Source organism: Paracoccus aminophilus JCM 7686, from assembly GCF_000444995.1.
Lineage (GTDB): Bacteria > Pseudomonadota > Alphaproteobacteria > Rhodobacterales > Rhodobacteraceae > Paracoccus > Paracoccus aminophilus.
Window position 1 is genome coordinate 154,767 of record NC_022044.1, and the last position, 20,154, is coordinate 174,920.

The 20,154-nt window shown below is 65.5% G+C and carries 10 protein-coding genes; 2 read left to right on the plus strand and 8 right to left on the minus strand.

All coding sequences use genetic code 11. From position 1 onward, the window contains the following. The first annotated feature begins 2 nt into the window (after window positions 1-2). Complete coding sequence (locus JCM7686_RS22070) at window positions 3-890, plus strand: NAD(P)/FAD-dependent oxidoreductase (protein WP_020953237.1); 888 nt, start codon at window positions 3-5, stop codon at window positions 888-890. Window positions 891-1,037: 147 nt separating this feature from the next. Here JCM7686_RS22070 and JCM7686_RS22075 read toward each other — a convergent pair whose 3' ends face one another. Then, the gene (locus JCM7686_RS22075; RefSeq protein WP_236635915.1) at window positions 1,038-2,612 is read right to left on the minus strand and encodes an MDR family MFS transporter; all 1,575 of its coding nucleotides are present in this window, start codon (window positions 2,610-2,612) and stop codon (window positions 1,038-1,040) included. 106 nt (window positions 2,613-2,718) lie between these two features. On the opposite strand from JCM7686_RS22075, the gene JCM7686_RS22080 reads away from it, so the two are divergent. Further along, window positions 2,719-3,225 carry a MarR family winged helix-turn-helix transcriptional regulator gene (locus JCM7686_RS22080; RefSeq protein ID WP_020953239.1) on the plus strand — a complete coding sequence of 169 codons (507 nt, stop codon included), beginning with the start codon at window positions 2,719-2,721 and terminating at the stop codon, window positions 3,223-3,225. A 17-nt stretch (window positions 3,226-3,242) separates the two neighbouring features. Here the strand turns inward: JCM7686_RS22080 and JCM7686_RS22085 are convergent, their stop codons facing one another. The 7 genes from JCM7686_RS22085 to JCM7686_RS22115 all read right to left on the minus strand — a co-directional run bounded on the left by JCM7686_RS22085 (window position 3,243) and on the right by JCM7686_RS22115 (window position 20,097). Continuing rightward, window positions 3,243-5,348, minus strand: coding sequence for a serine/threonine-protein kinase (locus JCM7686_RS22085; RefSeq protein WP_020953240.1), 2,106 nt, complete (start codon window positions 5,346-5,348; stop codon window positions 3,243-3,245). Beyond that, a complete protein-coding gene (locus tag JCM7686_RS22090; protein WP_020953241.1) occupies window positions 5,345-6,109 on the minus strand; it encodes a PP2C family protein-serine/threonine phosphatase in 765 nt (254 codons plus the stop codon). Before JCM7686_RS22090 ends, JCM7686_RS22085 begins: the two co-directional genes overlap by 4 nt. Further along, window positions 6,106-6,855, minus strand: coding sequence for a type VI secretion system-associated protein TagF (gene tagF, locus JCM7686_RS23730; RefSeq protein ID WP_020953242.1), 750 nt, complete (start codon window positions 6,853-6,855; stop codon window positions 6,106-6,108). Before tagF ends, JCM7686_RS22090 begins: the two co-directional genes overlap by 4 nt. After that, the gene (gene tssM, locus JCM7686_RS22100; RefSeq protein ID WP_020953243.1) at window positions 6,834-10,472 is read right to left on the minus strand and encodes a type VI secretion system membrane subunit TssM; all 3,639 of its coding nucleotides are present in this window, start codon (window positions 10,470-10,472) and stop codon (window positions 6,834-6,836) included. The genes tagF and tssM overlap by 22 nt, the downstream gene beginning before the upstream one ends. Further along, window positions 10,469-12,319 carry a type VI secretion system protein TssL, long form gene (gene tssL, locus JCM7686_RS22105; RefSeq protein ID WP_020953244.1) on the minus strand — a complete coding sequence of 617 codons (1,851 nt, stop codon included), beginning with the start codon at window positions 12,317-12,319 and terminating at the stop codon, window positions 10,469-10,471. Before tssL ends, tssM begins: the two co-directional genes overlap by 4 nt. Next, entirely contained in the window at window positions 12,319-13,653 is a 1,335-nt protein-coding gene (tssK, locus tag JCM7686_RS22110; protein WP_020953245.1) for a type VI secretion system baseplate subunit TssK, read from the minus strand. Before tssK ends, tssL begins: the two co-directional genes overlap by 1 nt. Window positions 13,654-13,749: 96 nt before the next feature. After that, window positions 13,750-20,097, minus strand: a complete 6,348-nt coding sequence (locus tag JCM7686_RS22115; RefSeq protein ID WP_020953246.1) for a hypothetical protein — start codon at window positions 20,095-20,097, stop codon at window positions 13,750-13,752. Between the last annotated feature and the right edge of the window lie 57 nt (window positions 20,098-20,154).

Sequence of the window (20,154 nt, forward strand, 5' to 3'; positions counted from 1 at the left end):
AGATGCAAGATGTGATCGTGATCGGGGGCAGCTACGCCGGAATGGCAGCGGCCCTGCAGCTTCTGCGTGCCCGCCGCAAGGTTCTGGTGATCGACGCCGGGCAAAGGCGCAATCGCTTCGTCAGCGCCTCGCATGGCTTTCTCGGGCAGGACGGCGTCGATCCGGCGCGGATCTGGGCCGAGGCGCGCGCGCAATTGCGGGCCTATCCGACGCTGAGCTGGGTCGAAGCGACCGCCGCAGAGGTCAGCGGAGCCAAGGATGATTTCCGCGTGACGACCACGACGGGCGAGCAGTTTGCGGGGCGGCGACTGTTGCTCGCGACCGGCGTCTCCGATGAGCTTCCCGAGATCGAGGGCCTTGCCGCGCGGTGGGGCAAGGGCGTCTTCCATTGCCCCTATTGCCACGGCTACGAGCTCGATCAGGGCCGCATCGGCGTCATTGCCACCGGCCCGATGTCGATCCATCAGGCCCAGCTTTTGCCGGAATGGGGCGAGATCACCTTCCTGACGAATGACCGGTTTTCGCCCGATGCCGATCAGCGCGCCGATCTCGCCCGCCGTGGCGTGACGCTTGAGGAAACCCCGATCGCGCGCCTGACGGGCCTCGCCGATGTCGAGCTGGCGGACGGACGGATCCTGCCTTTCGCGGGGCTTTTCACCGCCACGCGCACGAGCCCGGCCAGCCCGGTGGCCGCCGCCTTGGGATGCGCGCTGAGTGAAACCATCTTCGGCCTTCAGATCCAGACAGGCGACAGCAAGGAAACCAGCATTCCCGGCGTTTACGCCTGCGGCGATGTCGCCCGCGCGCCGCACACGGTCTCGCTGGCAGTGGGCGATGGCGCTTGGGCGGGGGCGCAGCTCCACCGCTCGCTGGTGTGGCCAGACGGCTGATCCGCACCGCGCGAAAGCACGGGTCACGCGGGTTGCGCTTTCCGTGACATAATTCGAGTTACAAACAGTTCAGGCGCAAATGAAAGATCAGCCACCCCCATTTCGACGCGGGTGGCCGATCTTGTGCCAAAGCGGGTGCCTCCGGGCTTAGGCGCCGGAATGCACCTCCAGCCGCTCTTCCTTCAGCGAAAAGGCCGCGACGAAGGCCAGCGCCGCAATTCCCGCCGCGACCAGGAACAGCACCTGGAAGGCCCCGGCATAGACATTGGCGATCAGATCTCGCGTCGCGGTCGGCAGACCCGCCGCCACTGCCGGTGAGAGCTTTTCGAGGTCGAGCCCGGCGGGCAAGGTCACGGCGCTATGCGCCACCAGCGCGGCGACAATCGCGCCATAGACCGAAATCGCAATTGAGGCCCCGCCCATCCGCGTCAGCGACACCGCTCCGGTTGCAGCCCCCGTGTCGCGGCGCAGCGCCGCATTCTGCACGCCCAAGAGCGGCACCTGCTGGCCGACACCAATCCCGATGCCGTGAAAGAGCATCAGGGGCGTGATCAGCCATAAGGTCACCGGCGGATGCAGCGCGGAAATCGCGAGCAGGCAGAGACAGCTCAACCCGCTCGACAGCATCGCGAAGGGCCGATAGCGCCCGGTGCGCGACATGATCCGCCCCGCCGTCAGCGAGCCGAGCACGATGCCTCCGGTCAGCGGCACGAACAAAAGCCCTGCCACGGTCGGCGTCAGCCCGGTCACCGATTGCAGATACAGCGCGAAATAGGTCGAAAGCCCGATCCCGATCGAGCCCGAGGCCATCGAGATCAGCAGCAGCAGATTGACGGTCTTGCTGGAAAACAGGCTCAGCGGCACGACCGGCTCTTTCGCGCGTTTCTCGACCTGCACCCAAGCGATGGCCAGCACGATCCCCGCGCCGATCACCGCCAGACCGGTTGGCGAGAACAGGCCTCCGAAAAGCTGCGAGCCATCCGCCCAGAGCACCAGACTGGCGATACAGCCCGCCAGCAGGGCCGCGCCGAGATAGTCGATTGTCGGGGTCCGCTCGGGGCGTTTGTGGGGCAGCATCATGCCCAGCCCGGTCAGCACGAGCACACCAATCGGCAGGTTGATGAGAAAGATCGAGCGCCAGCCGAACATGTCGCTCATAAAGCCGCCGAGCACCGGGCCAATCGCGCTTGCGAGCATCAGCATCAGGCTGGCATAGCTTTGATAACGCGCCCTTTCTCGGGGTTGGAACAGATCGGCGTTGATCGCGAAAATCGAGGTCACGATCCCGCCGCCGCCCAAGGCTTGCAGCAAGCGCGCTGCGATCAGCGCATCCATCGACACCGCCAGCGCGCAGATCCCCGAGCCGAGCGTGAAGATCAGAACCGCCGCCATCATCACATATTTGCGGCCGAAGAGATCGCCCAGCTTGCCATAAACCGGCATGACCGCGCTCGATCCCAGCAGATAGATCGAGCCGACCCAGCCGAAACGCTCAAGCTGGCCGAATTCGCCGACGATGGTCGGCAAAGCGGTCGCCACGATCTGATTGTCGAGCGTGGCCATGAACATCGCCGTCATCAGGAAGGCAAAGATCACCAGACGCTGGCGATGCTCGGGCGCAGTTCCAGTGCCAGCGCCAGTGCGGGTGCCGACACCGACCCCCGCTTTGTCCGCTGCCTCTGCCGCCATGGAACGGGATGTGCTGTCTGAACTGGATGTCATCGGGAATCGCTCATCGGATGCTGCGGCAATTTGCCATTTGCAGATGTATGCTCATAGCATATAACTGACAAGAGCAGATAACTCCGCCCGGAACGAGCCCCATAACATGACCGACGCCCCGCAAGACGACAGAACCATGGCCTCGGCTTCGATCGAGCGGATCGCCGATGCCATGTCGCAATGGCGGCTGGTCTTTTCGCGCCGCTATATCGGGCGCGGCGCGCTCGAAAGCGTGGCGCCGGGGCTGAAACACGCTCATCTCGATGTGCTGGAGGCGGTGCATCGGCTGTCGGGGCGTGGTGAGGCGACGGTCGGCTCGATTGCCGAGATCATCAATATCGACCCCTCGCGCTCCAGCCGGATGGTCAGCGAGCTGGTCGAGAGCGGACTTCTCAAGCGCGCGGTTTCGCAAAGCGACGGGCGGCGCGCGGTGGTCGAGCTGGGCGAGAAGACCGAGGGCTTCTTTCAGGCCAAGCGCGCGATTCAGCGCGATCTCTTGGGCAAGATTACCCGCGGCTGGACCCCTGCCGAGGTCGAGACCTTCGCCGGGCTTCTGGCGCGTTTCGTTGAGGGTCTGGAAGCGGGCACCCGCGCCGAGGTTGATCGCAGCTGACGCCCGAGGCTAGGGCGTCAATTCTCGGTGACGGACGCGGCTGACGCGTCCTCTTGCGGGGCCCGCGCGGGCTCATTGACCGGCCCATCAGCGGTCGCCACAGCCGCGACCTCGAACCGGGCGACATCGACCGCAGCCTTGCCGCCCCCTGCCCGGATTTCGTCCAGCGCGAAGGGCAAAAGCCGCGCGGCGGTGCTGCCAGCGGGCGCAGCCGCGACGCTTGCCAGTGGCTTGTCCGAGGCCAGTGCCAATAAAAGTTGCGGCTGCGGCCCGGTTTCATCCGGCGCCAGCGAGATTCCGAAGGTAAAGGTGAACGAGCCATCGGCCTCGGCGGTGACGATCTTCGAAAGATCGTAAATCCCGCCCTTAGGCGAGACCAGAAACAGCCAAAGACTGCGCCCGGCAAGATCGCGGATCCGCCCCGAAGCCTCGCCGCCGCTGGTCACGACCAGCTCGTCCAGCGAGAGCGCAGGCGGCGCGGCCTCGCGGCCCGAGAGCATATGCAGGAACTCGACCGCCGGGCATTGCGCATTCGAGACCAGCCCCTCAACCAAGGCCGGATTGCTGCTGAATTTGCCGGAATAGGCCGTTTGCAGCGCGGTGAAATCGCGCGGTCCATCGGCCAAAGTCCCGATCTTGCCCGCATCGACGCCTTTGACGATCCGCGCCGCGTAGCTGCAGGCGGGCAAGGGCTGTTCGGCCAGAAAACCGTCGCGCGAGGCCGGATCGCGCGCCGGAAGCGCGATCGTCTCGGTCGGGCTGTCCGCGCCTGCGCCCGTCGGACCCGGCGGCAGATCGGAGGGCGCCGCGCCGCGCATCGCATAGAAGCCGCCGCCCGCCGCGACCAAGGCCGCCACGATAAGCCCCGAATAAAGCATCCCGCGCGAGGTTTTCCGCTCGGCGGGGGCGGTGCCTGCCTGCTCGGCCGCGATGGTGGCGAAGGGGCTGGCCGAGGCCAGTTCTCCGCCAAGGCTGCCCGTCAAAAGACCCGAGGTGCCGGTCGTCTCGGCAGGTGCAACCGCGCCCGCTTCGCCGCTCTCCCACAGGGGCAGGCGATAGCGCGCGGGCAGATGGGTCGGATCGTCGAGGATGCGCAAAATCGCCTCCATCGACTCGGGCCGCGCCGCCGGATCGGGTTCCAGCATATGCTGAAGCAGCGGATAGATCTCATGCGGAATCCCGGTCAGATCGGGAATGCGCCGCCGCGTCTCGGAGGCCTCGACCACCGAACTGCCCATGTCCAGCGCCGTGCCGCGCACCGCCGCCGTGATCATCAGCGCGAGCCCATAGACATCGGCCTGCGGCCCGATCACGCCCCGTGCATGACCAAGCTGTTCCGGCGCGATATACTTGAATTTGCCCGCAAACCGCCCGCCGAGCCCGTCGCCAAGTTCGGTCGAGCGGGCAATGCCAAAGTCGATCAGCACCGCCTGATCAAGCTGATCGTCGCGCAAGATCACGTTGTCGGGCGAAAGGTCACGGTGGGTGATGCCGCGCGCATGGGCCTCGGCCAAACCATGACCCAGACGGCGCAACAGGATCAGCGCCTCAGCCGCCGACAGCGGTCCGCGCGATTTCACGAAATCCCACAGATGCTGGCCCTCGACATATTCCATGATGAGGCAATAGCGATCGAGCCCGCGGTCGCGCACGAAGTTGTGGTAGCGCACGATCGCATCGTCGCGCATCTGCACCAAAATCCGCGCCTCGCCCCGGAAAAGGTCGATGATCGCCTGATCGCGGGCGAGATTGGGCAGGATCACCTTCACCGCGACCGGGTCGCCGGTGAAGAGGTTCTCGCCGCGATAGACCTCGCCCATGCCGCCCGCGCTGATGGTTTCGAGAATGCGGTAATTGTCGTTGATGACCGTGCCGGGCTTGACGATCTGGGCCGGGGACTCGGGTGGCAGCTCGGGCGGATGTGCGGCAAACCGCGTGCGATCGGCCTCGGCATCCGGGGTCGGCGTGGCGGGTCCCGCGCTCGCAATCCGCGTCGGCTCCGCCGCGTCGGTGGCGGCGGGCAAGGCGATGCGGGTGCGGTCGTCATGCGACGGGTCCGGGGACGGAGGCTGTGCCGCGGGCGGGCTCGTCCCGGTCTTGGGGTCGTCTTCGGGCTGGCTCATGGCTCAGCCATATCCTCGGTCTCGGAGAGGATGCAACGCACGATCAACACCGAGACATTGTCGCGCGCGCCCCGCATCAGGGTTTGCTCGATCAATCGCGCGGCAATGAGCTGGGCGGGCTCGGCGGTCAGCATGGCCTGACGCAGATCCTCGTCGCTGTTATGTTCGGTCAGCCCATCCGAGCACAGCAGGAACAGATCGCCGCCCTCGACCACCCCGGTCACGGTTTCGGGGCGCGGGTTCATCTGGATGCCGATGGCTTTCGTGATCACATTTCGGTTGGGATAGCTGCGCGCCTCTTCCTCGGTCAGCCCGCCGCGCGCGATCAGCTGAGCGACCTCGCTGTGATCGGTGGTCAGCCGGTGCAGGATGCCTTTGCGCAGCAGATAGACCCGGCTGTCTCCGGCCCAGGTGCAGGCGAATTCCTGACCATGGATCAGCAGCGCCGCCAAGGTCGAGCCGACGGTCGCCAATTGCCGCTCGCGCGCCAGCGCCAGAATGCGCAGATTGGCGCGCTCGATCCGTTCGAGCACCCGCGCGCGCAGATCCATCGCCGAGACCGGCAGCCCGAGCGAGGCGAGCTCTTCGACAATCGTCCGGCTGGCGAGATCGCCCGCCTGATGCCCGCCCATGCCATCGGCCACAGCCCAGACCCCGGCCTCGGGGAAGGCGCCGAGGCTGTCCTCGTTATGCTCGCGCACCACGCCCCGATCCGAGGCGGCGCCGGTCTCGAACAGAAAGCCTGCCTCTTCTTCGGTCATTGGTCCTCGCTGCCTTCTGACACGGCATGTTCTCCGCTGCTGCCCGCAATCAGCCAGGCCAGAGCCTGGGCATCGGGCAGGCCCTGACAGCCCAAAATCCCCGATTGGCCCGCACGCGGATTGGCGAACCACCAATAGCTGCGCGCCGTCGCGCCGCAGACAAGATCGGTCATCCCCACCTCGCGACACAGCTCTGCGACATCGCTCGATTGCTTCATCGCCCAGAACATATGCTCATGGCGCAATGTGCCTTGCTCGGCGCCGGGGCATTGGCCAAGCCGCGCGGTCAGCGCCGCCGCCGTCTCGGGGAGCGCCAGCACCGCCTGATCGATGAGATCGCCAAGCGCCTCTTCCGCGGCAAGGTAGAACTCTTGCGAGGGAAAGATCAGTGGCAGGCCGTCCGGGGCCGAGGGCTGCAGCAGGACCAGCGGATAATGCCGCCCGACCTTGTCGCCCGACATCCGCATGGTGCCGCGCCACGCCTGCCCCTCGCCAAAGGCCGCGCCCAGCCAGAAGCGCAGCCCGCCCGGGCTGCGGGTCACGCCCTCCCAGTCCGGGCCCAAGAGATCGCGCACCTCGCCCAGGGTCGAGCCAAGCCAATCCGACAGCAACCGCGCCAGCCCGTCCGGCATCCCCGCCGAGACGAAATCGCCATGGCCGGGATGCTTGCCAAACAGCGCGACCGGCACCGGACCGGGCGGCACAAAGGCGGGCGGCTGCTCCATCAATCGATGCTCTGGGGACATTGGAAATCCCTGATTTCGGGCATGGTGAAAGGATTGGCGACCGCGTTCACGGTGAAATCATAGGTGATGTTGCGCCCGCCGATGGTGAAGGTCGCGCGCAACGTGTCGCCCATCTGCTGCTTGGAGCTCGCCGCCGCCAAAAGCTCCATGAAGGTCCAGGAACTGCCCTCGAACAGCAGCGCCGAGGGCCGGTCGAGCGAGGGCATGATCTGCAGAAGCGTCGATTTGCCCTTGCCCGGCCAAGTCACCGTCTGGGGCAAAGAGCCGGTCACGGTCTGGATCTTTTCGTCATTGATCGACAAAAGCGCCTCTTGCACGGTCGGATGAGCATCGACCTGCGCCACCGTGATCTCGACCTGCGGCTGGCTGCCCCCGCCCGCGAAGAAGGCGCGGCGGATGCGCTCGGCGCGCTCGAACTGCTTGAGCGTTGCGGCATTGAAGCGCCCGGTGATTTCCTTGTCGGCGCGATAGCTGAGCCCGCCATCGCTGCGCTCGACATAGGGTTCGAGATATTGGGTGAAATATTTGTCCATCTCGCCGCCCGGCCCGAAGAACCGCGCGAAATTGTCCATCGAGAGCGAGCGCGTCGATTTCGAGAACGGGTAGGACGAGGTGATATTGTCGCGACAGAAGAAGGTGATCTGATTGGTCAGCGCACGGTTCATCGTCTCGAGGCTCGCATCGCTCGCGCCCGAACGGAAATAGCCATCCGCATCATTCACGATCTGGGCCAAAGGCGCGGGCAGCTGCGAATTATACTGCGTCAGCGCATTCAGCAGCGTCGGCAAGGCGGCCGCTGATTGGTCGGGGCTGTGCTCGGCCAGACGCAGGTTTTCCCAGATCGCGCCGAAATTGCCGATCAGCGTGTCGATCGGACGCTTGCCGGGATCACCCTGAACCAGATCGTGCCAGCCCTTGAAGGCCTCGGAGATCTGGTCGATCGGGCGGCGGAAGCTGTAATTCTCTTCGGGCGCGGCGCCGCCTGCGCGGGTCTGGCCCTTCTTGGCCTGCCGCGCGGTCGCGTCCAGAATCATGCGTTGGATCCCGCTCGAGCGGCTTTGGAAGCGGCTGGCCAAGGCCTTGCCGACATCCTTCGCGCCGCCCTCGACCGAACCGCCCTGCCCCGGCGCGGCGGTCAGCCCGGCCAGTTGATCGGCCGAGAGATCATCCATCCCGTCGAATTCGCGCGAGAGATAGGTCTGGTCGTCCACCGCCTTGACCAGTTCGAGGATCGGCGAGGCCGAGGCCGAGGCCGCCGTGCCAAGCGCCGCATAACGCGGCTTGTCCGCGACCATCGAAGCCAGCTCAAGATTGTTCAGAACCTTGTTCCAGCTTGCGATGAAGTCGTTTTTGTAACGCTCCATCAAATCGCGATCGAGCCGGCGCAGACGGATCTCGATCTCGTCGCTGTTGCCGAGATCGCCCAGCACCCATTGGTCTTTGCGCAGCTGATCCTGCACGACGGCGAGCTGGTCGAAGAAATAGCCCCAGAAGCCCTCATAGGTATAAAGCGCGGGCACGGTGAGGCTCGCGAGGTCCTGTCCGTCGCGGGTCTTGAAGACCTGCCCGGAATTGGCGACGACTTGCGTCAGGCTCCATTCCTGCAGACTGGTCGCGGCGATCCCGTCTTGGATCAGCGCATAGGCCTGCTCGTCCAGCGGCAGTTGCGACAGCGCGGCGCGGGCGGCCTCGACCGTGGTCTGGTCAAGTGTCACCAGAAGCTTGCGGTCCTTGCCAAGCTTCAGCATCGCGATCAAATGGCGCTTGAGCTGGTCGCGCATGTCGACATCGGCGCGTTCGGGATATTCCTCGCGCCAGATCTGGTCGAACCAGCTTTCGACGGCGGTGTCATCGGGGCTCTGGCCCTGCCCGCCCAGCAGCAGATAGACCTTGAGCGCGCGGTAAATGTCGGTCATCTCGCCGCTGGCGACGATGCCGGGCATCCGCCGCTCGAGATCCAGCACCATGCGCGGGCGCAACATCCGCTCGAGCGCATCCGAATAGGTCGCGGTGGCGGCGCGGTTCAGCCGCTCGCGCTGGCCAAGGCCGAGCCCCTCGAAAAAGCCCGGCTCTTCGCTGTCGCCGTAACCCGCAGGCATCGCCGCGAGCCGTCCAAGCAGCGGTGCGATCGGGCGCAGATCGGTGTCGTCGATGACCTCGCGCGAGAGCTCTTTTTGCGCGGCGCGGTGATAGGCGGCGGTTTCGGCCTCGGCGGTGTTCACGAGGCTGCGGTTCTTCCAATAGCTATACCCGAGCGCACCCGCCGTCCCCACGGATGCGAACAGGATCAGCCCGATCGCCGTGCCGCGCAGGATCATCGCCCGGCGCACCGCCTTGCGGTCATGCGAGACCCAGCCCTGTTCGGGAAAGATCACCCGGGTCAGTAGGTCGTGGATGAAGAAGCTTTTCCCGCGCCCCGACATGAACGAGGGCTGGAAGCCGCCATATTCGTCGCCCCGGTTCATCGCGCCGAGAACCTGATCGATCGGCGTGCCTTCCTGCGTGCCCGAGGTGAAGTAAAAGCCCCGCAGGATCGCATTGGTCTTGTAGCGCGTCGGCTCGAAGATGCGCTTCATGAATTCGGTCAGATGACCGCGCAGCAGCGCCATCTGGCCCGGCAGACCAAAGATCGAGATCCGCGAGATCCCGTCGGGCTCTTCCGACATGCGGTCGATGATCTCATCCGAGAGCCGCGCGACAAGGCGGTCGAATTCGGCGGGCACAGCCTCGACCGTGATCGCCTTGCGGTCCTTGTTCTGGAAGGTCGTGCCCCAGACGAGCTTGCGCCGGTTGAGGCTGAACGAGGCGAAATATTCCCGGAAGCCCGCAATCAGATCGGCCTTGGTGAACATGACATAGACCGGGAAATCGATCTTGAGCGCCTCGTGGATCTCGGCCAGACGGGCGCGCACGGTCTCGGCATGGGATTTGAGCGCGGTGGCGTCGTCCTTCATCAGATCCTCGACCGAGAAGGACAGGATCACGCCATTGATCGGCCGGTTGGGCCGGGTCCGCTTCAACTGCTCAAGCAGCGCGGTCCAGCTCGCCTTGTCGGCCACCGCATCGCTGTCTTGCGAGGTATAGCGCCCGGCGGTGTCGATCATCACCGCCTCTTCCGAGAACCAGAAGTCGATATAGCGCGTGCCGCCAAAGCCAGAGACGCCCTGATTTTGCGCCAGCGGGAACTCGATGCCGGAATTCGCAAGCGCGGTGGTCTTGCCCGCGCCGGGCGGGCCGATGATCACATACCACGGCAGGTCATACAGATAAGACGCGCCGCCGGTCTTGCGCAGAACCGCCATGGCTTCGGTCATCTTCTCGGCCAGCACCTTGCCGTCGCCCTCGGGCTCGGCCGGGATCAGCGCCTCTTCGAGCGCGCGGGCGGCGCGGACGCGACGGCGCCAGCGGATGAAGAAGATGGTGAAGAAGAAGAGATAAACCACGCCGATGATGATGACGCGCCAGAAGACCGAGGCCAGCGGCGCCCATCCGGTCATCGGCCCGCCGATCCAGACGGCAATCCCGAAGGCCGCCAGCCCGAAGATCAGCAGGGTCCAGCGCAGCCAGGCGTGATCGCGCAGCCGCAGCCGGGGGACATAAATACCGAAAAATCTCACTGTCCGGCCTCTTGTGCGGGGGCGGTTGTCGGGGTGCCGGAAGGGGCGGCGCCGGGCGCAGCCGGGGTGGCTGTCGCAGGAGCCGCACCGGCAGGCGCGGCACCGGCCTTCGGCGTATAGGTGCCTTCGCGCGCCAGCATCACCTCGACGCGGCGGTTCTGGGCGCGGCCCTCTTCGGTGGTATTGTCAGCCACGGGATCCTCTTCGCCCTTGCCCTCGACCGTGATGCGGGTGGCGTCGTCGATGGTTTTCGCCAGAACCGCCTCGACCGCCTTGGCCCGCGCCTGCGAGAGCTGGTAATTGTCCTTGAACTGCCCGCGTCCCGACAAGGGCAGGTTGTCGGTATAGCCCTGGATCAGCACCGGGCCGCCTTCCTGGTTCAGGATCTGGGTGATCCGCGCCGCCATCGGCTCGAAGCCCTCTTTGACCTGCGTCTTGCCGAGATCGAAGAGCTGAAGGTTGCCAACGCGCAGCGCGATGTAATCGCCCTTGGGCTCGACCGAGACCATGCCCGCCTCGATCTCATTGGCCAAAGCGGTGCGGATGCGTTCAAGCTGGGGGACTTCGGCGACATAGACCGCGCCCGGATTGCGCTGGATCGACAGAACCGGCGCGCCGGTGTGCAGCGTCACCAACCCTTCCGAGGCCTGCGCGCCGCCCCGGTTGATCAGGGTCGTCAGCCCGGCGAAGAGGGCAACCACCGCCAAAGCGGCCACGCCAAGGATGATCGGCACCGAGACCGCGCCAAAGCGCCGTCCGCGGTCCTGCACCACCGGCACCCATTGCACGGAAATATCCTCATCCGGGCGCGGATTGACGCGGCGCAGGGTCTCGTAGATCGCGGTTCGGATCCGGGTGAGCTCGACCGAGCCGTTCGGCATGGTGCGGAACTGGCCCTCGAACCCCAGCGACATGCAGACCAGCATCAGCTCGAGCAGATTGTAACGCTGCGCCGGGGCCTGCATCGCCTTTTCGGCCTCTTGAAAAAAGCCCACGCCGGAATCGCGTTTGCCGAAAAAGCGCGCGACCATCGAATATTGCTGCCAGCTGCCGCGATCCGAGCCGGGCAGGTTCTGGACGATGTCATCGGCCGTGCCCGAGAGCGCATATTTCGCGACCAGCACCTCATGGGGATCGAGACCCGCGCTGATCGCGGTGCGCTCGAAGCGGTCGATCTCGCGCGTGACATGCTCCATCAGCGGCGCGACTTGCAGCTCGACCATGCCGGTCCGCAACCGGCCAAGCAGAATCAACAGGCTCGCCGCCGCCGCCAGAAGCGGGTTCGAGGAACTGCCCGCGCCGATCTCGCTGACCCGCAAGGCGTCCTGAAGCGGGATCCGCGGCACATTGCGCTGGACCTGCGGTTGGCGGTCGCGCTGGTAATCCGGGAAAAAGCCGTTGTCCGCCGCCGTTGGGCGACCAATGCCAATGCCCGCATAATGGCCCGGTGCCGAGGCACCCTGACCCGGTGGCGGATAAGACGGATAGGCGGGAGCCGGGCTCTGCGCAGGCGGCGCGGCATAGCCCTGCGGCGCGCCCGCCCCGATCCAGGTGTCCTCATGCCCCGTGCCGCGCCCGCCACCCTGCGGCGCGGGTCGCCCGAAGGGCTGGCCGCTGCCCTGCGGCGCGAAACCGCCGCTCCCGGGATAGGCGCTCGCGCCCGGCGCGGGCCTGCCGATGACGGTGCGATCAGAGGCAGGCGGCGGCGCGCCACCAATTTGACCAGATCCGGCCCGACCGGCACCGCCCCGCCCCGCGCTGTCGAAAGGGCTGTCCGAGGTCACATCGCCACGCGTCAGCGGACCGCCGAACACCGTCTTGTCGCGATCCTCGTCCCGCCCGGCCATCAGGCTTTCTCCGGGATCGCCCAGAGCTCAAGCTTCAACTCGGGCCAGTCACCGGCGAAATGCATGCCGATGGCCGGCGCGGTCGAAAACTCGCGCCAGAGCGGAGAGTTCTTTTCCAGCCGGAAATAGACGTTCGAGGACAGCACCCGGATCTGACGCGGCGGGTTCGGCAGATGCTGCAAACCGATGCCGGGCAGGTTGTTGTTCACGATCTCGGACATGCGGGTGTTCGGGCCGACCTTGCACAGCTCGGGGAACTGTTGCTGCACCTGCGTGAGCGGCTTGGCGGATTCCACCTCGACGATGAAGGTCGCCTCGCGGAAGAGATTGCGGTCCTTGACCTCGGCCAGATAGGAGTTCTGGCGCACCTGACGCAGCAAAAGCCGGATGGCGCGGCCGATGTCGCGCGACAAAAGCCGCTGGATGTCGGACACGATCGGCGAGAAGCAGGTCTTGAGATCGCCGTGGTCGTAACCCTCGTAATCCGGGGCCTGGCGGTTGCCGCTGTCAAAGGTCGCAAGCTCTCCGGCCAGACAGACCAGCCGCTCGTAAAGCCGCTCGGGATGGATGGCGAAGGTCCGCGCGAGATGGCGCAGCGCGCCGATTTCGCGGTTGAGCATCATCAGCATCAGAAAGTCCGAGGCCTGAAGCCCGCCGCCCGAGGACGGATCGGCGGCATAGCGCGCCAAGGTTTCCAACCGCGCCTCGACCCAGCCGATCACGCGGGTCAGATAGCCAAGGATCTGCGGATGAGCGCCGACGACCATGGCGGGCGGCGGCACGGTCTCGTCGATGGTGACGACGCCGTCGCGGACCTCGGTGATCCGGGCAAGGCGCAGGTTCTGATAGCCGGGGCGCGGGGTTTTGCGCACCGCAAGCTCGAGGCGTGGCACGGCCAGTTCAAGCACCTGCTCCGAGCGCAGGGCCGAGCTCGAATCGCTGACCGTCTCGGCCACGATCCCCCAGCGCGTCGCCGAGCCTTCATCGTCATAGGGCGCGGCGTCGCGGTTGTTGGGCGAGACATCGGGCAAGGTCAGCCAGATGAACATTCCCGCCGCATCATCGGGCACATCTGCGGGCACCGGCAGCGGGCTCGTGCCCGGCGCATCGAAGGGCGTGCCATCGGGCATCAGCCCGGAAATCGCGCGCAAGGCAATCCGGCCCTGCTGCGCCTGATCGCGGTCCATCACCATCTCGATCACGCCCCAGGGATAGGGCGTGGTGACACGGTTGCGCGCCTGAATCAGATTTTCGACATAGCGGTCGGATTGCTGGAGATGGTGCGGCTGAAGGAAAAGTCCCTCTTTCCAGGCGACCTTGCTGAACCAGGACATGCGCTTCGACTTCCCATTCGTTTTGACTTTGCCCGGGCCGCACGACGCACGGCCCGGGCGTTAGATTAGCACTCTCGGCGAGCAGACCAATCAGATTTAAAACTGCAGCCGGAACTGGCCGGTCAGGCCGACGCTGTCAAGGCTGTCGCCATAGCGCCCGTCGATCCGCGCGCCCGCGCTCAGCTGACGCGGACGGCCCGGGCCGCCGGTCAGCACCTTCACCCAGTTCACCCCGAGGCTCAGCTCGGTGTAAGCGCCCAGATTGCTCGACTTCAGATGCTGGGGATCGAGCGAGCCATCGCCCGGCGTGAAGGTCGATTCGGTCTCTTTCGCGAAATCCTTGTAATAGGTCCCGGTCGCAAAGACGTTGAGCGCGCTGTCGCTTTCGGGCTTCACGAAGGTCTTGGTGACCGTGCCGCCGACAAAGCCGACCTTGCGGGTGGTGTCTTTGAAATCAAGGCGATAGCCATCGGTGAAGCGGATGGTGTCGATGCTGATTTTCGACAGAGCGAAACCGGCCGAGGGCACGAATTGCCAGCCGTCCTTCTCGATCGGGACGACATAGCTGACCGAGCCGCTGATCGTATTCGCGCGGCTGGAGAAGCCCTTGTCCTCAAGCCCCAGCCCCTCGCCCTCAACGGCGCGGTTGTTGAGTTTGAAGTCGGTTTTCTCATAGCGATATTGCAGATCCAGCGCCCAGTTGTCGCGGCTCGCCGTCACATAAAGCCCACCGTAGAATTGATCGAAGTCGGCTTTGGTGATGCTGTCGAGCCTGCGGCTGTCGCCCCGGCCGATAAAGTTCGGCTGATCGGTCTTGCCCTGGTTGACGCCCAGAAGCGCGCCAAACGCCATGTTCCAACCGTAGTAAGAATTGTCGAAACAGGCCAGATCGGTGCCGACCTGCATACCGTAGTAGCTGGCTTTGACCCGGCTGTCATATTTGGCAACGCCGTTGTCGGTCGCCCCGGTCGCCGTCGCCGTCCCGCCAAGCGCACGCCCCCAAGAGCCGACGCCGCAGGGCTTTTCCTTGTCCTCATAGGCCATGCCGACGACATAGGGGCTGGAGGGTCGGTTGATGACCGAGCCGATCAGCGAATGGGTCAGCGCGATGTTGCCCAGAAGCGCGCCCACGGCCGGGTTCGGCCCGCTCGTCAGCGCCAGATCGCCATTGCTCTCGGTCACGAGATCATAGGTGATCCGGTTCGACGACAGCGAGATCGGGTCAAAGGAATAGCCGAAGCGGTTGTTCTGGGTCGGATCGACCTCAAGAATGGTCACGCGCTCGCCGATATGGCTGACCGCCGAGGCGCCAAGCTCGTTGAAGTGGAAGTAATAGTTCCCGGTCGCAGCCCCGCCCGAAACCTGAATGCGGTCCGCCGTCATATTGCGCAGATCGACATCAAGCTCATACCGCCCGTTGCCCTGAAGCCCGCTGGTGCGCAACACGCCGCCGACCTTGCCGTCGGCCATGTTCACCGTGCCCGAGTTGACCAGCTTGCCATTGACCGTGGCAGAGCCGAGCAGCGACAACAGCCCCGCATTGCGGATGTCGCCGGTCACGACCGCCCGGTGCGCAAGATTGGCCTTGCCGGTTTCCTGGTTGGCCAGAGTGCCGCGCAGACGCCCGCTCTGGTCATAGGTGCCATAGTTGTCCAGCGCACCGCTCACGGTCAGATCGCCGCTGTCCTCAAGCTTCAGATGGCCGCGGTTGTCCAGCGCCGCGACGGTCAGATGCCCTTTGTCCAGCGTCAGATTGGTCAGGTTGGCGAAGGTGCCATTGATCTGCCCGGTGCTCTCTGCCGTCTTGAAATCCAGCGTCCCTTTCGAGACGACATTGCCCTCGACCGTGCCGCCATCGAGCACCAGACGCCCGGCGTCGAGGATGTTGAGACCGCCCGCAAGGGTGCCCGCCAGATCGATCCGGCCATTGTTGCGCACCGCCGCCGTCGAGGTCAGACGCTGATCCGCGCCGATCGTCACCTGCCCACCGCGCCGGTTGTCCAGCTGCCCGACGGTCAGATTGCGCCGGACATTGAGCTTGCCCTCGTTGGCGACAAGCCCGTTGACCCGGCCCGACAGATCGGCAGAGCCCTTCGCCGTGTTCAGCACAGAGCCGATGATCCGCCCGGTCAGCATCAGCGTGGCATCGTTTTCGACCGCGCCGGTCAGCGTCCCGGCAATCCGCGCGGTGCCCGCGTTGTAAAGCCCCTTGGTTGCGGTCAGGGCATCGCCCGCGGCCAGCTCGACCGTGCCGCGGTTGTTCAGCCCGTCGACGGTCCCACTCATGCTGAAGACGCCCGAGGCGAGGTTGCCGACCAGCCCGGAAATCACCCCCGCGCCGTCCAAGAGGCCCGCGTTCACGACCAGCGCCTTGCCCGGCACCGGCGCGGCCAAAGCCTCGCCCGCGCGGCTTGCCGTCTGCTGGCGGATGGTGCCGTTGACGGTCAGATGACCGCCCTGATCGTTTTGCACGACATCGCGCACGGCCAGCTTGGTCCCCGCGCTTACACGCGCATTGCCGCCGTTGACGACCGCGCCCGCGCCGAGGTCTCCGGTGGTGATCAGGCTGCCGAGGTTCGAGATCTGCCCGCGCACCGTGCCCGCGAGCTGCATCGTGCCGCCGGCAAGGTTGGCCACGGCGCCCGTCACCGTGCCGGTGCCGGACAGCGTGCCCTGATTGCGCACCACCCCGTCGACGGTGCCGCCATTGAGCGCGACAGCGCCGCCGCTCAGGTTGTCGATGCCGCCCGCGAGCGTGCCCGCCAGATCGACGCGACCGGCGTTCTGCACCTGCCCCGCCAAGCCCAGCTGCTGGCCCGAGGCGATCGAGACGAGCCCCGTCGCCGCATTGGCAATCGAGCCGTCGAGCGTGCCGAAGCCCGAAACCGTGCCGCTGTTGTTGATCCCGCCCGCGATCGTGCCGCCAGCGAAGGTCACCGTGCCACCTTCGCGGTTCGACAGCGGCTGATCGAAGCTCAGCGTATTGCCGCTGTCGGCCTGAATCCGGCCTCCGCTCTGGTTCGTCACCGATCCCGCAAGACGGCCGTTGCCGCTCAGGGTGCCGATATTGACCAGCGCGCCGTCATGGCGCCCGCCCGCCAGAACCACCGCGCCGCCGCTTTGGTTCGTGATCGTGCCCTCCGAGCTGCCAGCCAGCGTGTAGGTTCCGGCATTGCTGAGGCCGCCTTGGAAGCTCAGACGATCCGCGCGGTCGATCGAGATGCTCGCGCCGCTGAGGTTGCTCACCGCGCCCGTCAGGGTGCCCGTGCCACCGATCCGACCGCCGACATTGTTGGTAATCGCCCCGCCGATGGTCCCGCCGTTCAGCCGGACCTCGCCCGAGTTCGACGCGCCCTGATCCAGCGTGAGCGTCTGGCCCGCATTCGCCACGATCCGGCCAGAGCTCAGGTTGTTCACCGTCCCGGCAACATTGCCCTGCCCCTGAAGCGTGCCGCCGTTTTGCAAGGGTCCGGTCAGCGTGCCGCCACTCAGATCCACCGAGCCGCTCGCATTGTTTTGCACCGCGCCGATGAAATTGCCCGACAGCGCCAGACGCCCGTCATTGCTGGTCGGACCAGCGACGGTCAGGCTTTGGCCATTGCCGACCGAGACCGTGCCGCTGCTGGCATTGTTCAGCGCGCCAGTCACGGTGCCACCACCGGAAACGGTCCCGGAGTTGCTCAGGCCGCCCTGCACGGTGCCGCCCTGAAGATTGACCGTGCGGTTCGCGTTATTGACCAGATTGGCGATCAGCGTGCCCGCGACATTGACCGTGCCATTGTTCGAAAGCTGGCCATTGCTCAGTGTCAGGCTATGCCCCGTGCGGATGCTGGTCGTGCCCGTGTTGTCAAGCGAAGCCAGCGTGAGATTGCCCCCGGTCTGCAAGGTCCCGGCATTGCTGACCGCGCCGGTCACCGTGCCGGACAGGGTCGCCGTGCCGGTCGCGCGGTTGTTCAACGGGCCCGAAATCAAGCCGGTGCTGATCAGCGTGCCCCGGTTGTCGACCGATGAGGTAATCGTGCCGTCATTGCGGATCGTGGCAGGCGATGCGTTGTTCAGATTGCGCGCGGTCAAGGCGCCGCCCGCGGCGATGCTCAGCAAGCCGCCGTTGTTGTTGAACTGATTGATGTTGTTGACGACGCCGGTCGGACGGATGCTGAAAGTGCCGTTGTTGGTGATATTGTGATTGTCGCCATTCAAAACCGCACTGACATTCACGACGCCGCCCGAAAGGTTGGTCAGATTGCCCAGCAAGGTCCGGTCGGTGTTCATGTCAATGGTGCCGCTGCTGACGACCTCGCCATTGAAGAGCACGTTGCCGGTCACTCGCGCCGTGCTGCCGAAGACGATTTGCGCGGCCGTGATGAAGATCGCATTCGGCCCGTTGATGTCATTGCCGATGACATTGCCGTTATGGGTGAAGGTCTGGGTCACATCGAGATAGGTGCTCGCGTTGTCCTGTCCGCGAATGGTGCCGTTGTTCTCGAAATTGCCGGTCACGCGCGTATAGCCGCGCAGCTCGGTCGTGCCGCCGGTTTCGTTGCGATAATTGCCGGTGACGCGCACGCCATTGTCGAAGCTCGTGGCCGCCGCATTGCCGATGCGCACCGTGCCCGAGTTGATGACACCGCCGCCAAGCGTGCCCGCGACATCGACCGTGCCGCTGCTGTTGGTCAAGCGGCCGTTGATGCGCCCATCCGCCGCAAGATTGAGCGTCCCGCCCGAGTTGCGCGCGTCTCCGGACACCGTGCCACTGACCGACATCGTCCCCGCATTGCCGGTGATCGCGCCGACCTGTGCGCCGTTTGCGATCGACATCGTCGCGCTCGAGCCGGTGTTCTCGACATCGCCGACCCTTGCGCTCGACCCGATCGTGGCCGTGCCCGAGTTGTTGGTCTTGCCCGCGACAGTGCCGTTGACCGTCACCGTCGCGCCATTGTCGATCCCGCCCGAGCCGACCGACGCGCCTTGATCGACGGTCACCGTGCCCGAGCCCTGGTTGATCACGCGGTTCGTGGTCGCGCCCGAACGGATCACCGCCGTCGCCGTATTGTCGAGCGTCCCGACCGAGCCGCCCTGCCGGATCTCGGTATTGCCGCCCGAGTTGTTGGTCAGCCGGTCATTGACCGTGCCCGACACGATCAGCGTGCCCGAGTTGGTGACATTGTTCGCCGCGCCGCTGGCGTTCAACCGCGTCTCGCCGGCATTGGTCACGCGGCCGTCAACCGTGCCGTCAAGGCGCAGGGTCGTGTTGCTGCCATTGTCGATATTGCCGGTCACGAGACCGTTGGTGCTGACGGTGAGCGCGCCGCCGTCGCGGTTGACGAGGTTGCCCTCGACCTTGCCGGTCCCGCCGACGACCAACTGCGAGCCGCTTCCCGTCGTGGTCAGGGCCCGTCCGTCGCTGATCTTGAGCGTGCCCGACACTTGAATATTGCCGCCGGTGGCCGAAGGCCCCGAACCGGCGCTGTTGGTCGAATCCGCGTTCAGGGTCAGGGTGCGGTCACTGCCGACGGTCACCGTGCCGCCCGTGTTTCTCAGCTCGTTCAGCGCCAGCGTCGAGTTGTCAGGGTCATTGGCCAGAACCGTGACCGTGCCGGTGTTGGCCAAAGTGCCCTGAATCCGTCCGTTCCCGGTCAACTGGCCGCCGTTGTTGTTGCTGACCGCGCCCTGAAGCGTGCCGCCATTCAGCGCCAGCGTGCCCGAGTTATCGACGGCGGCCGTCACGGTCCCGGCAATCGTCGCCGTGGCGTTTTGCGCATTGCCCAGCCGCCCGCTGTGGCGCGCGGTCGAGCTCAGCCGCAAGGTGCCGTTGTTCGTGCTCTGCCCGCTCGTCAGCCCCGTCGAGTTCAGCGTGGCGTCTTGCCCGATCGTGAAACCGTTCATGCCCGGAACGGTGTTCCCATCCGGGTTGGTATAGCTGTAGTTCAGCGTCCCATTGCCGCGCAGCGCCAGCTGGCCGACCGTGCGGATCGAATACCCGAGCGACGAGTTGTTTTGCAGATCAAGGGTGAGCTGATCGTTGTTGCCGTTGCCGTTCCCCGTCCCGGTCAGCCGGTAATCCGAGCTGTTGCCCTGCGTCGAAGCGCCAATCGTAAAACCGTTCGAGCGCACGACCAGCGTGTTCACATCGATGCGGTCGCGCACCAGCAGCGTGCCGGTGGCGCTTGTCGCCCCAGAATCGCCCAGAATCCCGGTATCATCAGATCCCAGCGAGGTCCGAGAGTTGCCGGTCCGGCTCGACGACCAGAAAGGCGAGTTTGACCGCCAATCAATGCGACCATTCGTCATGTCGTCAGAGTTCAGGCGCAGATAAAGATCCTCGGCCAGAACCGGCACGGCGCCCGCGCCCATCCCGGCCATCGAGGCCAGAGCTGTCGTCAGAAGGAAGCGGGCGCGACGGGGGAAAGGGACTTCGGAAGCAAGGTCGATTTCGGAAGACATACGTCGGCTCGGCTCCAATCAAAACGCTTGGAGCCCGCTTACCATTAACCTTGCTGC